The sequence below is a fragment of the Streptomyces abyssomicinicus genome (genome assembly GCF_008974245.1).
Classification (GTDB): domain Bacteria; phylum Actinomycetota; class Actinomycetes; order Streptomycetales; family Streptomycetaceae; genus Streptomyces; species Streptomyces abyssomicinicus.
Map to the genome: position 1 here is coordinate 226,105 of NZ_BBZI01000007.1, position 13,796 is coordinate 239,900.

Genomic DNA, 13,796 nt, shown 5'->3' on the forward strand with positions numbered 1-13,796 from the left:
GTGCTCAGGGCAGCAGTCGCCGCTCCTTCGCCGCGGCGACGGCGCCGGCCCGGTTGTCGACGCCGAGCTTGTCGTAGATGCGGCTCAGATGGGTCTTCACGGTCGCCTCACTGATGAACAGGGCGCGGGCGATCTCGCGGTTGGCCAGACCCTGGGCGAGCTGGGCCAGGATGTCGAGCTCCCGCGCGGTGAGAGCCGGACGGGGGGCGCGCATCGCCGCCACCACACGGCCGGCGACCGGCGCGGACAGGGTGGTGCGGCCCTGCGCCGCGGCGTGGATGGCGGCGAACAGCTCCTCCGGCCGCTCGGCCTTCAGGAGATAGCCGGTGGCCCCGGCCTCCAGCGCGCGGGCGACGTCGGCGTCCGTGTCGTAGGTGGTGAGCACCAGGACGCGTGGGGCGTCCGGCCGGGCGGTGATGCGGCGGGTGGCCTCGACGCCGTCGGTGCCGGGCCCGAGCTGCAGGTCCATCAGCACGACGTGCGGCGCCAGCCGCCCGGCCAGGGCGACGGCCTCGTCGCCGCCCGCGGCCTCGCCGGCCACCTCGATGCCGGCCGCGCTGGAGAGCAGCGCCCGCAGACCGGCCCGCACGACGGCGTGGTCGTCGCAGACCAGCACGCGCACGGGCGGTCCGGGTGAGGAGGAGTCGGAGGGCGCGGCGGGGGCGGTCATCGGGGCTCCGGGGCGGTGAGGGGGATCGTGGCGGTCAGCACGGCGCCCTCGCCGGGCGCCGACTCGACGGTGAGCGTGCCGCCCAGCTGCGCGACACGGGCGCGCATGGCGGGCAGACCGTGTCCGCCCTCCCGGCCGGGGGGCGGGAGGGCGCCCGGGTCGAAACCACGGCCGTCGTCCGCGACGTCCAGGACGACCTGGTCGTCGAGGTGGCTGAGGGTGAGGGCCGCCGTCGTCGCCCCGGCGTGCTGCCGCACGTTGGCCAGCGCACCCTGCGCGACCCGCAGCAGGGTCGCCGCGCCGCGGTCCGGCAGGGGGAGGGGCACGCCCTCCACATGGTGGCGCACGGTGAGACCGTCCTTCGTCTCACGCTCGGCGAGGCTGCGCAGGGCGGCGGACAGCGAGCCGCCGTCCGCCAGATCGGCCGGAGCCAGGTCGTGCACGAAACGGCGGGCCTCGGCCAGGTCACGGCCGGCGACCCGCGCGGCCTCCCGGACGTGCTCACGGGCCGCCGACGGATCGCTCGCCCAGACCCGTTCGGCGGCTTGGAGCAGCATCCGCTGGCTGGACAGCCCCTGCGCGAGGGTGTCGTGGATCTCCATCGACAGCCGCTGGCGTTCGGCCAGCGCGCCCTCGCGGCGTTCGGTGGCCGCGAGGTCGCGCCGGGTGCGCATCAGGTCCTCGATGAGGGCGCGCCGCCGGTCGGCCTGCCGTTCCATGTGCAGGAAGACGCCGGTCATCAGGGCGGCGACGGCCGGCGGGGTGACCAGGACCGCGGGGTCGACACCGTCGCTCAGCCGCTGCAGCGACACCACGACCAGCACCGTGAGCAGGCACGCCAGCGGAAGGGCCGCCACGGCCGGGAGGGAGCGCAGCGCCAGGATGAGCAGCGGGGCCGCGCACCAGGCGAAGCTGGGCGCCAGCAGGGTCAGGACCGACCAGGCCGCCACCACGGCCACCAGCCAGGCGAGCGGGCGGGAGGCGGGCCGGTCCCGCCCCCGGGCGGGGCCGGCCACCGGGCCGAGGGCGTACAGCACGGCCAGCAGCGCCGCCGACACGATCACCCCGGTCTCACCGGAGTCCAGGGGGTGGCGCATCAGGTCCCGGGCGAGCGAACCGCCCAGGAGCGCGTAGAAGGCCAGGTGCACCACCGGTCCCAGCCAGCGCGCGTCGGGATCCGCCGCAGCCGCAGCCTCAGCCGCAGCCGTGGCCGTCGTCGCAGCCGCTGACGCAGCCGTGGCCGTCGCCCCGGCCGGTTCCGCAGGGCCCGGAGGCCGGTGCCGTGTGTGCCGCATGGTGCCGCTTCCTCGTGCCGCTTCCTCGTGTCGCTTCCGGTCGCGCGCCCGTCCCCGGCCGCCTGTTCGCCGCGGGCCACGCGCCCGCTCGCGGCCTCGAGGCCTCGCGCGGCCTCGCGGCCTTCGGCCGTCACGGCCCGCCCCGCTCCGTGCGCCGGCGCGGCGGGACGCCGCCCCTTCCAGGTAAACCCGTCCGCGCGGACCGCGCATCAGCCGTTCGGATGACTCCCCCGTCCGCCGTCGGGCCCTGCGTGACCAGCCAGGACGCCGACGCCCCGGGGCCATGGGCGCGCCCAGGATGGACGACGAGAGACCGGGGAGCGAAGGCCCCCGGAAGGACCGTCGAGGAGCTCCACATGACGAAGACGACCCTGCGCACCCGTGTCCTGCTCGGCACGGTCGCCGCCGCGGCGCTGGGCGCCGGAACCTTCGGCGCCGTGACCGCGAACGCCGCGGGACCGGCGCCCGCCGCCGCGGCCGAGGCGACGAAGACCCGGAACACCGTCCAGTCCACCCGGCTCACGGCCGACGCCGCCGTCCGGGCCGCGCAGGCCGCGCTGGATGCGGCACGGGACGCCGACCACAAGGTGACGGTCGCCGTGGTGGACCGCGACGGCAACACCGTCGTGACCCTGCGCGGGGACGGCGCGGGCCCCCAGTCCTACGAGTCGGCGGTGCGCAAGGCGTACACGGCCGTCTCCTGGAACGCCCCCACCTCGGAGCTCGCCGGGCGACTGGCCCAGGCCCCGAACCTGAAGGACATCCCGAACACCCTCTTCCTGGCGGGCGGCTCACCGGTCACCGTCAAGGGCGCGCCGATCGCGGGCATCGGCGTCGCCGGGGCGCCGTCCGGCGACCTGGACGAGAAGTTCGCCCGGGCGGGCGTGGCCGCACTCGGCAGGTGAACCGGCGCGGCGGCGCCCGGCCCACGCCGGTGCGCCGCCGTCCGCGGTCACTCCACCCTCACCTCACCCCGCGCCGGGACCCCCCGCCGCGGGGCGCACGGGGTGCTTGCTCATCACCGACACGCGGTTGAAGGCGTTGATGGTGATCGCCACCCACACGACGGCGGAGATCTCGTCCTCCGACAACACCGCCCGTGCCGCGCGGTAGGCGGAGTCCTGGGCCCCGGCGTCCTGCGGACGGGTGGCCGCCTCGGCCAGGGCGAGAGCGGCCCGCTCCCGGGGATCGAACAGTTCGGTGTCGCGCCAGGCCGGCAGGACGCCCAGACGCTGCGTCGTCTCGCCCGCGCGCAGGGCCACGGCGGTGTGCAGGCCGAGGCAGTACGCGCACGCGTTGAGCTGGGAGACCCGGACGTTGACCAGTTCGACGAGCCTTCTCGTCAGCCCCGCCTCCGCCGCCGCGGCCTTCACCGCCTCGGAGGTCGCCACCAGCGCGCGGTAGGCCACCGGGTGCTGCTTGTCGAGGAAGACCCGCCGACCGGCTTCCGTCTCCGTCGTCGTTGTCACGTGCGCCCCTTCGTCGTCCGGCTGTCCATCGAGGACCACGCCATCATGCCGATCTCCCCGGACCGGGGGAGGAGGGGGTCCGCCCGCGCACACCGGCCCCGGCGCAGCCCGGTCCCCGGCGCGGGGTGGCCGTCCGCGCAGGTCGGTCCTCCGCGGCCGCGCGCAGCCGGGCGTACTCCTCGGCCATGGTCGCCAGGGTCCAGTGGGCGTTCAGCCCGCTCGGGTTGGGCAGCACCCACACCCCGGTGCCCCCGCCCATGACCCGCTCCTGCGGACCCACCGCCGCCTTCCGGTCGCCGAACGCCGCCCGGTACGCCGTGACGCCCAGGACGGCCAGCCAGCGGGGCCGCAGCAGCTCCGTCTTGGCCTCCAGGATCCGGCCGCCCTCCAGGTACTCCTCGGCGGTCAGCTCGTCGGCCCGCGCGGTCGCCCGCTCGACCACGTTGGTGATGCCGAGCCCGAAGGACAGCAGTTCCCGCTGCTCCGCGGGGTCCAGCCGCCGGGGCGTGAAGCCGGACCGGTGCAGCACCGGCCAGAAGCGGTTGCCCGGACGGGCGAAGTGGTGCCCGGTCGCGGCCGTCATCAGGCCCGGGTTGATCCCGCAGAACAGCACGCGCAGGCCGCTCGCGACCACATCGGGGACGATGCGGTCGCGAGCGGCCTCCAGCTCCTCGCGGGTGAAGCGCGGTGTCATCGCCGGACCGGACGCCGGGTCAGAGGATCGCCCCGGGGGTGTACGCCGCGGCCTGCGGGTGCCGCTTCACGATCTCCTCCACCCGGGCGACCACCACACCGACCTGGTCGGCGGCCGCGCCCGTGAAGGACAGCTTGTCCGCCATCAGGGCGTCCAGCCCCGCGCGGTCCAGCGGGACGCGCCCGTCGGCGGCCAGCCTGTCCAGCAGCTCGTTGCGCTCGGCGCCCTGCTCGCGCATGGCGAGGGCGCAGGCCACCGCGTTCTCCTTGATGGCCTCGTGCGCCTCCTCGCGGCCCACCCCGGCGCGCACCGAGGCCATCAGCACCTTGGTGGTGGCCAGGAACGGCAGGTAGCGGTCCAGCTCGCGGGCGATCACGGCGGGGAAGGCGCCGAACTCGTCGAGCACGGTCAGGAACGTCTCCAGCAGGCCGTCCAGCGCGAAGAAGGCGTCCGGCAGCGCCACCCGGCGGACCACGGAGCAGGAGACGTCGCCCTCGTTCCACTGGTCGCCCGCCAGCTCGCCGGTCATCGAGGCGTAGCCGCGCAGGATCACCATCAGGCCGTTCACACGCTCGCAGGAGCGGGTGTTCATCTTGTGCGGCATCGCCGAGGAACCGACCTGGCCCGGCTTGAAGCCCTCGGTCACCAGCTCGTGGCCGGCCATCAGGCGGATGGTCTTCGCCAGCGAGGACGGGGCGGCCGCCAGCTGCACGAGGGCGGTGACGACCTCGTAGTCCAGGGAGCGCGGGTAGACCTGGCCGACCGAGGTGAAGGCCTGGCCGAAGCCGAGGTGGGCGGCGATGCGGTCCTCGAGGCCGGCCAGCTTGCCGGCGTCGCCGCCGAGGAGGTCCAGCATGTCCTGGGCGGTGCCGACCGGGCCCTTGATGCCGCGCAGCGGGTAGCGGCCGAGCAGCTCCTCCAGGCGGGCGTACGCCACCAGCAGCTCGTCCGTGGCGGTGGCGAAGCGCTTGCCGAGGGTGGTGGCCTGGGCGGCCACGTTGTGCGAACGGCCGGCCATCACCAGCTCGCCGTACTCGGCGGAGAGCCGGCCGAGGCGGGCCAGCACGGCGACGACGCGGTCGCGGACCAGCTCCAGGGAGAGGCGGATCTGCAGCTGCTCGACGTTCTCGGTGAGGTCCCGGGAGGTCATGCCCTTGTGGACCTGCTCGTGGCCGGCGAGGTCGTTGAACTCCTCGATACGGGCCTTCACGTCGTGGCGGGTGACCTTCTCGCGCTCGGCGATGGAGCCGAGGTCGACCTGGTCGAGCACGCGCTCGTAGTCGGTGAGGGCCGCGTCCGGCACCTCGATCCCGAGGTCCTTCTGGGCCCGGAGCACGGCGAGCCAGAGCCGGCGCTCCAGCTTGACCTTTTCCTCGGGGGACCAGAGCGTGGCCAGCTCGGTGGAGGCGTAGCGTCCGGCGAGGACGTTCGGAATGCGGGGCTTGGCGGGAGAAGTCACGTAACCGGATTCTACTGTTCGTTCGTGCAGGTCGACGCCGCGGCCCCGTTTGTCGGAACCTCCAGGACGCCGCCCGCCGTCGAGGCACTCACGGCGCGGCGCGCGGATCGAGCAGTCCTTCGGCCAGCAGGTCGGACCAGAGCCGCTCCGGCACGTCCTTGCGGAACGCGGCCAGATCGGCGCGCACCTCCCGCGCGGAACGCATGCCGACGACGATGCCGGCCACCGCGGGGTGCCGCAGCGGAAAGGCCATCGCCGCCTCGGGGAGGGACACGCCGTGCGACGCGCAGACGTCGGCGATCCGGCGGGCGCGGCGCAGGACGTCCGGCGGGGCGGCGGCGTAGTCGAAGTAGGCGCCGGGGGAGGGGCGCGGCGTCGCCAGCAGGCCGGAATTGAAGACCGAGGCGGCCAGCAGCGAGACGCCGCGCTCGGCGCAGGCGGGCAGCAGGCCGTGCGCCGCCCGCTGGTCGAGGAGGGTGTAGCGGCCGGAGAGCATCACCACGTCGACGTCGTGCTCGCGGACCAGCCGGGTCAGCATCCCGGTGTCGTGCATCCCCGCCCCGACCGCGCCCACCACCCCCTGCGCGCGCAGCTCGGCCAGGGCGGGCAGACCGGTGCGCAGGGCGGCCTCGAAGTGCCGCTCCGCGTCGTGCAGGAGCAGCACGTCCACGCGGTCGGTGTCCATCCGGGCCAGCGACTCCTCGACGCAGCGCAGCACGCCGTCCCGGGAGAAGTCCCACTCCCTGCGGTGCGTGGCCGGCACGGCGAAACTCTCGTCCACGCGTCCGGCGGGGTCCTGGGGCACCAGGAGCCGTCCGACCTTGGTGGAGAGGGTGAAGTCCTCGCGGGGGAGGTCGCGCAGGAAGCCGCCCAGGCGGCGCTCGGCGTGGCCGACGCCGTAGTGCGGGGCGGTGTCGAAGAAGCGGATCCCGCATTCCCACGCGGCGGCCAGGGCGCCGGCGGCGGTCTCGTCGTCCAGCGGCTCGTAGAGCCCGCCGAGCGGCCCGCTCCCGAAACCGAGTTCGGTCACCTCGACCTCGGTGCGCCCGAGCCGACGGGTCCTCATACCGCTCCCCTCCCGCCCCGGCACGGCGTGGCCCCGCGCCGGGGACGAACGTACCCGGCGGGATGCCGCGTCACACCTGCCCGGACGCCGCCGCCCCGCCGCCCGCACGGCCCCGGGACGGTCCGGTGCCCGCGGGCGGCCCGGCTCACTCGTAGGGCAGCAGGTCCGCCCGCTTGGGGAGCAGGCCGTCGCCCGAGGAGCGGCCGGTGAGGCGGCGGGCGATCCAGGGCAGGAGGTGGACGCGGGCGAAGCGGGCGTCCGCGACCCGGCGCCGCAGCCACGGGTCCGGCGGGGTCGCCGTCATCGGCACGTGCCAGTGGTGGTCCTCCGGGGCGTACCCGAGCCCCTGCCACACCGCCTCGGCGACCCGCCGGTGCCCTTCGTGCGTCAGGTGGATCCGGTCCACGTCCCACACCCGGGGGTCGGCCAGCGACGGCGCCCCGTACAGGTCGATCAGCACCGCCCCGTGGCGGGCCGCCAGCGAGTCGAGGGTCTCGAAGAGGGCCTCCATCCGCGGCCGGAAGCGCTCCATCACCGGCCCCCGCCGCCCGGGGCTGCGCATCAGCACCAGCTGCTTGCAGGCCGGAGCCAGCCGCTCGACGGCCTCCTCCAGCAGTCCCGACACCCGTCCCATGTCGCAGTTGGGCCGCATCGCGTCGTTGAGCCCGCCGACCAGGGTGATCACGTCGGCGCCCATCTCCGCGGCGAGGCCCACCTGTTCGTCGACGATCTGGCCGATCAGCTTGCCGCGGATCGCCAGGTTGGCGTACCGGAAGCCGGGGCTGCGGGCGGCCATCCTGACCGCGAGGAGGTCGGCCCAGCCGCGGTAGGTGCCGTCGGGGAGGAGGTCCGACATGCCCTCGGTGAAGGAGTCGCCGAGGGCGACCAGGCTGGAGTACGTGGGAGCGGGATCATTCTGCGTCTGCATGGCAGGGAGAATCGTATCGCCGTCACATACCGCTCAGTCGGTCGCCCTCGGGTGGAGCGGTGGCCGCTCAGGCGGCCGGCTGGCCGAACAGCTCCCGCAGGACGTCCTCCATGGTGACCAGACCCGTCAGCCGTCCGTCGGAGCCCAGCACCGCCGCGAGGTGGGTGCGGCTGCCGCGCAGCGCGGTCAGCACGTCGTCCAGCGGGGTGTTCTCCCTGACCCGGGCGATGGGCCGCATGTTCTGCACCCGGAACGGCAGGTCGCGCGGCATGGCGTCCAGCGCGTCCTTGACGTGCAGGTAGCCGATGATGCGCCGCTCGTCGTCGACCACCGGGAACCGGGAGAACCCGGTCTCCGCGGAGAGCGCCTCCAGCTGGGCCGGCGTGACGCCCAGGGACACGTACCGCACCCTCTCCAGCGGCAGCAGGACCTCGCCCACCGGTCGGCGGCCCAGCTTCAGCGCGTCGTTGAGCCGCTCCCGGGCCCGGTCGTCGATGAGGCCGGCCTCCCGGGAGTCCTTCACCATCTGCGCCAGTTCGGCGTCCGAGAAGGAGGCCGTGACCTCGTCCTTCGGCTCCACCTTGATCAGCTTCAGCAGGGCGTTGGCGAAGGCGTTGACGGTGAAGATCACCGGCCGGAAGGCCTTGGCGAAGGCCACCAGCGGGGGCCCGAGCAGCAGCGCGGTCCGCACCGGTTCCGCCAGCGCCACGTTCTTCGGCACCATCTCGCCCAGCAGCATGTGCAGGTAGGTCGCCAGGCTCAGGGCGATCACGAAGGAGATCGCGTGGCCCGCGCCGGACGGCACGCCCACGGCGTGGAACAGCGGCTCCAGCAGGTGCGCGATGGCCGGCTCGGCGACCACGCCGAGCACCAGCGTGGACAGGGTGATGCCGAGCTGCGCGGCGGCCATCAGGGCGGAGACGTGCTCCAGGCCCCACAGCACCCGCCCGGCGCGGCGGTCGCCCTCCTCGGCGTGCGGCTCGATCTGGCTGCGCCGGACCGAGATCATGGCGAACTCGGCCCCGACGAAGAACGCGTTGAGGACCAGGGTCAGCAGACCGATCAGCAGTTGTACGGCGGTCATCGGGTCGCTCCCTGTCCCTTCTCGGCGTCCGCGGCGACGTCGGCCGGCGGGGCGGTCAGCAGGACGCGGGCGGCCCGGTGGCCGGAGGCGTCCAGCACTTCGAGGCGCCATCCGGCGGCCTCCACGACGTCCCCGACGGCCGGTATCCGGCCCAGGGCGGTGGCGACCAGGCCGGCCAGCGTCTCGTAGGGGCCGTCCGGAGCGCGCAGGCCGATCCGGGCGAGCCGGTCGGTGCGCGCCGCGCCGTCGGCGTCGTAGACCGCGCGGCCGTCGGCGTCGGTGCCGGCCGGCGCGAGATCGGGCGTCTCGAACGGGTCGTGCTCGTCGTGGACCTCGCCCACGACCTCCTCGACGATGTCCTCCAGCGTCACCACACCCGCGGTGCCGCCGTACTCGTCGATCACCACGGCCATGGTGCGGCCGCCGGACAGCCGGTCCAGCAGCCGCTCGACGGTCAGCGACTCGGGCACCAGCAGCGGCTCGCGCAGCAGCTCCGCCACGTGCACCCGGGCCCGCCGCTCGACGGGCAGCGCCAGCACGTCCTTGATGTGCACCGTGCCGACCACCCGGTCCAGGTTCCCCCGGTACACCGGGAAACGGGACAGACCGGTGGCACGCGTCGCGTTGGCCACGTCCTCGCAGGTCGCCTGGGCGTCCAGGGCGACCACCTGGACCCGCGGGGTCATCACGTTCTCCGCCGTCAGCTCCGCCAGGTTGAGCGTGCGGACGAACAGCTCGGCGGTGTCCGCCTCCAGCGCGCCCTGCTTGGCGGAGTGGCGGGCCAGCGCCGCCAGCTCCTGCGGGCCGCGCGCGGAGGCCAGCTCCTCGGCGGGCTCCAGGCCCATCCGGCGCACCACCCGGTTGGCGGTGTTGTTGAGATGGGTGATGAACGGGCCGAAGACGGCGCTGAAGACGCGCTGCGGCGTGGCCACCTTCCGGGCCACCGCCAGCGGCGCGCTGATCGCCCAGTTCTTCGGGACCAGCTCGCCGACGACCATCAGGAAGACCGTCGACAGGGCGGTGCCGAGCACCAGGGCCACCGAACTCGCGGTGCCCTCGGAGAGACCGACCGCGCCCAGCGGTCCGGAGATCAGGGCGGCGATCGACGGCTCGGCGAGCATGCCCACCACCAGGTTGGTAACGGTGATGCCCAGCTGGGCGCCGGAGAGCTGGAAGGTCAGACCGCGGACGGCCTTGAGGGCGCTGTCCGCGCCCCGGTCGCCCTTCCCGGCCGCGCGCTCCAGCTCGGCGCGTTCGACCGTCGTCAAGGAGAACTCCGCGGCCACGAACGCGCCGCAGCACACGGACAGCAGGACGGCGAGCAGCAGGAGGAGGACCTCGGTCACCGGGTCGCCTCCCCGTGGCCGTGGCGGGAGGAGAACACGCAGGTGAGGCTGCTACTGGGAGGCTCGCCCATGGGCGGACGCTCACACACCTTTCGAGAGATTGCCGATACCACCGTGGTCGGTGACACCCCCAGAGTAAAGGACGGGCAAAGTGGCCCTTGGGTGAGGGCCATGACCCGGACACGAGTACCCGCTCGGCGGCGCGGCATGGGGTGCGTGACGACGCGAACCGGCCCCGGCGCCGGCGGACGGGCCGACGGTGCCGGGGCGGTTCACGGGCGGGACGGCCCGCGGGTCAGCGCACCCGCCCGTACCAGACGCTCCGGGTCCAGATCTTCTGCAGCCGCACCACGTCACCGCTCTTGGGCGCGTGCCAGAGCTTGCCCGAACCGGCGTAGATGCCCACGTGGTACACCCCGTACCCCGAATGGAAGAAGACCAGGTCGCCGGGCTTGCGCTTGCCCGCCGCGACGCGGCTGGTCCGGTTGTACTGCTGCGCCGCCGTGCGGGGCAGGGTCTTCCCGGCCTTCTTGAACGAGTAGAGGATCAGTCCCGAGCAGTCGAACGCGGAGGGACCGGTGGCGCCGTACCGGTAGGGGGCCCCCTTCTTGGAGGCCGCCACCTTGAGGGCCTTGGAGCCCACGGTGGCCGCCTGGGCCTCGGCGCTGAGGCCGGGAACCGCGATGCCGCCTCCGAAAGCGGCGAAGGTCAGGACCGAGGCCGTTCCGGCCCGGGTCAGCAGGGACGGGACGCGATTGAGCACGGTCATGCGCAACCCTTCGACAGCCGCCTGTGAAGGATGACCTGTCGGATTCGGGCCGCGAAGTAGCCCGGCCGCCGTGCGGCGGCTTCACCCCAAGGACCGCCCGGAACGAAGTCCGGCGGCCCGTCGTGCTCGGGTCCTCCACTCCTGCCGATCCACTCCTGTCGACCCGTCGCCCGGCCGGCGGCAGGATTCGGCGTCCGCCCGGGCCGCCCCGCCGCTGCGGCGAGGGCTTGTCGTCGGGAGGATCTTCACGTACTCGGTGCCCGGGATCATCCGCTGACGGCGTGTTGTGCGCTTCGTCACCCCTGCGCCGTTCGGGTGGACAACACGGGATGTGTCCCTCGGTAACCACACCCGGCGAGGCGCTCACCAGGCCAGGAGCGGCCGGCTCCGCCCGCCGTCCACGCGGCGCGGGCAAATCGGGGGGTCCGTCGGACGGAGGAGCGTCTACGCCGAACGACGGTACGCCGTACGGCCCGTCCGGGTGGAGCGCACCGGGGTGGCGGCGGTGCCACGACCGGGGGCACGCGGTGCGCGCGCCGCCGCACGGCACGGGCGCGCCCGTGCCCGCCCGCCACGGCGTCGTTAACGCCCCCGAAACGAGGCGCCACTAGCCTCCTGGGACGCGTCGGGGGCGACGAGACGAGGGGGCGCCGTGCAACTGACTCCGCACGAGCAGGAGAAACTGCTGATCCACGTGGCGGCGGACGTCGCCGCGAGGCGCCGGGACCGCGGGCTGAGGCTCAACCACCCGGAGGCCGTCGCCCTGATCTCCTCCCACATCCTCGAGGGCGCCCGCGACGGCCGCACCGTCGCCGAGCTGATGCGCTCCGGCCGCACCGTCCTCACCCGGGACGACGTCATGGAAGGCGTCCCCGAGATGATCCACGACGTGCAGGTCGAGGCCACCTTCCCGGACGGGACCAAGCTGGTCACCGTCCACGACCCGATCGTCTGACGAAGAGGGCCGCCATGATCCCCGGAGAGCTCGTCCTGGACGACGCGCCCGTGATCCTGAACGAGGGCCGCGAGGTCACCCGGATCACCGTGCTGAACGCCGCCGACCGCCCCGTGCAGGTCGGCTCCCACTACCACTTCGCCGAGGCCAACCCCGGCCTGGAGTTCGACCGGGCCGCCGCACACGGGCGGCGGCTCCACGTCGCCGCCGGCACCGCCGTGCGGTTCGAGCCCGGCATCCCGGTGGAGGTGGAACTCGTGCCGCTGGCCGGGCGCCGCGTGGTGCCGGGCCTGCGCGGGGAGACCGGAGGTCCGCTCGATGCCTGAGACGTCCCACCCGTCGGCGATGCCGCGCGCCGAGTACGCCGACCTCTTCGGCCCCACCACCGGCGACCGGATCCGGCTCGCCGACACCGACCTGCTGGTGGAGATCGAGGAGGACCGCTGCGGCGGGCCGGGCCGGGCCGGGGACGAGGCGGTCTTCGGCGGCGGCAAGGTGATCCGCGAGTCGATGGGCCAGTCCCGGACCACCCGGGCCGAGGGCGCCCCCGACACCGTCGTGACCGGCGCGGTGATCCTCGACCACTGGGGGATCGTCAAGGCGGACGTCGGCATCAGGGACGGCAGGATCACCGGGATCGGCAAGGCCGGCAACCCGGACACCATGGACGGCGTCCACCCCGAGCTGGTGATCGGACCGGAGACCGAGATCATCGCCGGCAACGGCAGGATCCTCACCGCCGGGGCGGTCGACGCGCACGTCCACTTCATCTGCCCGCAGATCGCCGACGAGGCGCTGGCCTCCGGCGTCACCACCCTGGTCGGCGGCGGCACCGGACCCGCCGAGGGGTCCAAGGCCACCACCGTCACCCCCGGACCGTGGCACCTGGCCCGGATGCTGGAGGCGATGGAGGGCCACCCGCTCAACATCGGCCTGCTGGGCAAGGGCAACACCGTCTCGCACGAGGCGATGCTCTCCCAGATCCGCGGCGGCGCCGTCGGCCTCAAGCTCCACGAGGACTGGGGCTCCACCCCGGCCGCCGTCGACGCCGCGCTCACCGTCGCCGACCGGACCGGCATCCAGGTCGCCATCCACACCGACACCCTCAACGAGGCCGGATTCGTCGGCGACACCCTCGCCGCGATCGGCGGACGGGGCATCCACGCCTACCACACCGAGGGCGCGGGCGGCGGACACGCCCCGGACATCATGACCGTGGTCTCGCAGCCCAACGTGCTGCCCAGCTCCACCAACCCGACCCGGCCGTTCACCGTCAACACCGTCGAGGAACACCTCGACATGCTGATGGTCTGCCACCACCTGAACCCGGCCGTCCCCGAGGACCTCGCCTTCGCCGAGTCGCGGATCCGGCCCTCCACCATCGGCGCCGAGGACATCCTGCACGACCTGGGCGCCATCTCGATCATCTCCTCCGACTCCCAGGCGATGGGCCGGGTCGGGGAGGTGATCCTGCGGACCTGGCAGACCGCCCACGTCATGAAGAGGCGGCGCGGCCCGCTGCCCGGTGACGGGCGCGCCGACAACCTGCGGGCCCGCCGCTACGTCGCCAAATACACGATCAACCCGGCCGTGGCACAGGGACTTTCCCGCGAGGTCGGCTCGGTGGAGAGCGGCAAGCTCGCCGACCTGGTGCTCTGGGAGCCGGCGTTCTTCGGCGTCAAACCCCACCTCGTCGTCAAGGGCGGGCAGATCGCCTACGCGCAGATGGGCGACGCGAACGCGTCCATCCCCACGCCCCAGCCGGTGCTGCCCCGCCCGATGTTCGGGTCCCTGGGGCGCGCGCCGGCCGCCAACTCGGTCAACTTCGTGGCCCCGGCGGCCCTCGAGGACGGTCTGCCCGAGCGGCTGGGGCTCGGCAAGCGGTGGGCCGTCATCGAGTCGACGCGCGGCGTCACCAAGGCCGACATGCGGCGCAACGACGCCCGGCCGGACGTGCGAATCGACCCCGACAGCTTCGCCGTCCGCATCGACGGCGAACTGGTCGAGGCCACGCCCGCCGCGGAACTGCCCATGGCCCAGCGGTACTTCCTCTTCTGAGGG

The 13,796-nt window shown here is 74.1% G+C and carries 14 protein-coding genes; 4 read left to right on the plus strand and 10 right to left on the minus strand.

The annotated features are described in order from the left end of the window. Window positions 1-4: 4 nt before the first annotated feature. Both GBN72_RS14495 and GBN72_RS14500 read right to left on the minus strand, forming a co-directional pair. Window positions 5-670: a response regulator gene (locus tag GBN72_RS14495; protein ID WP_151772213.1), complete on the minus strand. Its 666-nt coding sequence runs from the start codon at window positions 668-670 to the stop codon at window positions 5-7. Continuing rightward, on the minus strand, window positions 667-1,965 hold the full coding sequence (locus GBN72_RS14500) for a sensor histidine kinase (protein WP_151772214.1): 1,299 nt from the start codon (window positions 1,963-1,965) through the stop codon (window positions 667-669). The genes GBN72_RS14495 and GBN72_RS14500 overlap by 4 nt, the downstream gene beginning before the upstream one ends. Window positions 1,966-2,321: 356 nt before the next feature. Here GBN72_RS14500 and GBN72_RS14505 point away from each other — a divergent pair, with 356 nt between their 5' ends. Beyond that, window positions 2,322-2,870, plus strand: a complete 549-nt coding sequence (locus GBN72_RS14505; RefSeq protein ID WP_151772215.1) for a GlcG/HbpS family heme-binding protein — start codon at window positions 2,322-2,324, stop codon at window positions 2,868-2,870. A gap of 63 nt (window positions 2,871-2,933) precedes the next feature. Here the strand turns inward: GBN72_RS14505 and GBN72_RS14510 are convergent, their stop codons facing one another. From GBN72_RS14510 to GBN72_RS14545, 8 genes are all read right to left on the minus strand, one after another. Continuing rightward, entirely contained in the window at window positions 2,934-3,434 is a 501-nt protein-coding gene (locus tag GBN72_RS14510; protein WP_151772216.1) for a carboxymuconolactone decarboxylase family protein, read from the minus strand. Between the two features lie 43 nt (window positions 3,435-3,477). Then, window positions 3,478-4,128: a G/U mismatch-specific DNA glycosylase gene (mug, locus tag GBN72_RS14515; protein ID WP_151772217.1), complete on the minus strand. Its 651-nt coding sequence runs from the start codon at window positions 4,126-4,128 to the stop codon at window positions 3,478-3,480. Window positions 4,129-4,147: 19 nt separating this feature from the next. After that, entirely contained in the window at window positions 4,148-5,587 is a 1,440-nt protein-coding gene (gene purB, locus GBN72_RS14520; RefSeq protein ID WP_151772218.1) for an adenylosuccinate lyase, read from the minus strand. An 88-nt stretch (window positions 5,588-5,675) separates the two neighbouring features. Beyond that, entirely contained in the window at window positions 5,676-6,653 is a 978-nt protein-coding gene (locus GBN72_RS14525) for an aldo/keto reductase (protein WP_151772219.1), read from the minus strand. Between the two features lie 145 nt (window positions 6,654-6,798). Further along, window positions 6,799-7,581 (minus strand): SGNH/GDSL hydrolase family protein, encoded by a 783-nt coding sequence (locus GBN72_RS14530; protein WP_151772220.1) that lies wholly within the window; start codon window positions 7,579-7,581, stop codon window positions 6,799-6,801. Window positions 7,582-7,648: 67 nt separating this feature from the next. Beyond that, complete coding sequence (locus tag GBN72_RS14535; protein WP_151772221.1) at window positions 7,649-8,665, minus strand: hemolysin family protein; 1,017 nt, start codon at window positions 8,663-8,665, stop codon at window positions 7,649-7,651. Continuing rightward, window positions 8,662-10,011 carry a hemolysin family protein gene (locus tag GBN72_RS14540; RefSeq protein WP_151772222.1) on the minus strand — a complete coding sequence of 450 codons (1,350 nt, stop codon included), beginning with the start codon at window positions 10,009-10,011 and terminating at the stop codon, window positions 8,662-8,664. The genes GBN72_RS14535 and GBN72_RS14540 overlap by 4 nt, the downstream gene beginning before the upstream one ends. Before the next feature lie 295 nt (window positions 10,012-10,306). After that, on the minus strand, window positions 10,307-10,780 hold the full coding sequence (locus tag GBN72_RS14545; RefSeq protein ID WP_151772223.1) for a C40 family peptidase: 474 nt from the start codon (window positions 10,778-10,780) through the stop codon (window positions 10,307-10,309). 652 nt (window positions 10,781-11,432) lie between these two features. Between GBN72_RS14545 and GBN72_RS14550 the strand changes: the two genes are divergently transcribed. Genes GBN72_RS14550 through GBN72_RS14560 form a run of 3 tightly spaced genes read left to right on the plus strand, consistent with a single transcriptional unit; the run spans window position 11,433 to window position 13,793 of the window. Further along, window positions 11,433-11,735 (plus strand): urease subunit gamma, encoded by a 303-nt coding sequence (locus tag GBN72_RS14550; protein ID WP_151772224.1) that lies wholly within the window; start codon window positions 11,433-11,435, stop codon window positions 11,733-11,735. A gap of 14 nt (window positions 11,736-11,749) precedes the next feature. Then, window positions 11,750-12,061 (plus strand): urease subunit beta, encoded by a 312-nt coding sequence (locus GBN72_RS14555; protein ID WP_151772225.1) that lies wholly within the window; start codon window positions 11,750-11,752, stop codon window positions 12,059-12,061. Window positions 12,062-12,080: 19 nt separating this feature from the next. Beyond that, window positions 12,081-13,793 (plus strand): urease subunit alpha, encoded by a 1,713-nt coding sequence (locus tag GBN72_RS14560; protein WP_151772642.1) that lies wholly within the window; start codon window positions 12,081-12,083, stop codon window positions 13,791-13,793. Window positions 13,794-13,796: the final 3 nt, after the last annotated feature.

What these genes read in the sequence shown, in the direction of transcription:
- GBN72_RS14560 (WP_151772642.1), top strand. Translation starts at nt 12,081, where the DNA reads ATGCCGCGCGCCGAGTACGCCGACCTCTTCGGCCCCACCACCGGCGAC.
- mug (WP_151772217.1), bottom strand. Translation starts at nt 4,128, where the DNA reads ATGACACCGCGCTTCACCCGCGAGGAGCTGGAGGCCGCTCGCGACCGC.
- GBN72_RS14505 (WP_151772215.1), top strand. Translation starts at nt 2,322, where the DNA reads ATGACGAAGACGACCCTGCGCACCCGTGTCCTGCTCGGCACGGTCGCC.
- GBN72_RS14530 (WP_151772220.1), bottom strand. Translation starts at nt 7,581, where the DNA reads ATGCAGACGCAGAATGATCCCGCTCCCACGTACTCCAGCCTGGTCGCC.
- GBN72_RS14545 (WP_151772223.1), bottom strand. Translation starts at nt 10,780, where the DNA reads ATGACCGTGCTCAATCGCGTCCCGTCCCTGCTGACCCGGGCCGGAACG.
- GBN72_RS14525 (WP_151772219.1), bottom strand. Translation starts at nt 6,653, where the DNA reads ATGAGGACCCGTCGGCTCGGGCGCACCGAGGTCGAGGTGACCGAACTC.
- GBN72_RS14555 (WP_151772225.1), top strand. Translation starts at nt 11,750, where the DNA reads ATGATCCCCGGAGAGCTCGTCCTGGACGACGCGCCCGTGATCCTGAAC.
- GBN72_RS14500 (WP_151772214.1), bottom strand. Translation starts at nt 1,965, where the DNA reads ATGCGGCACACACGGCACCGGCCTCCGGGCCCTGCGGAACCGGCCGGG.
- GBN72_RS14495 (WP_151772213.1), bottom strand. Translation starts at nt 670, where the DNA reads ATGACCGCCCCCGCCGCGCCCTCCGACTCCTCCTCACCCGGACCGCCC.
- GBN72_RS14535 (WP_151772221.1), bottom strand. Translation starts at nt 8,665, where the DNA reads ATGACCGCCGTACAACTGCTGATCGGTCTGCTGACCCTGGTCCTCAAC.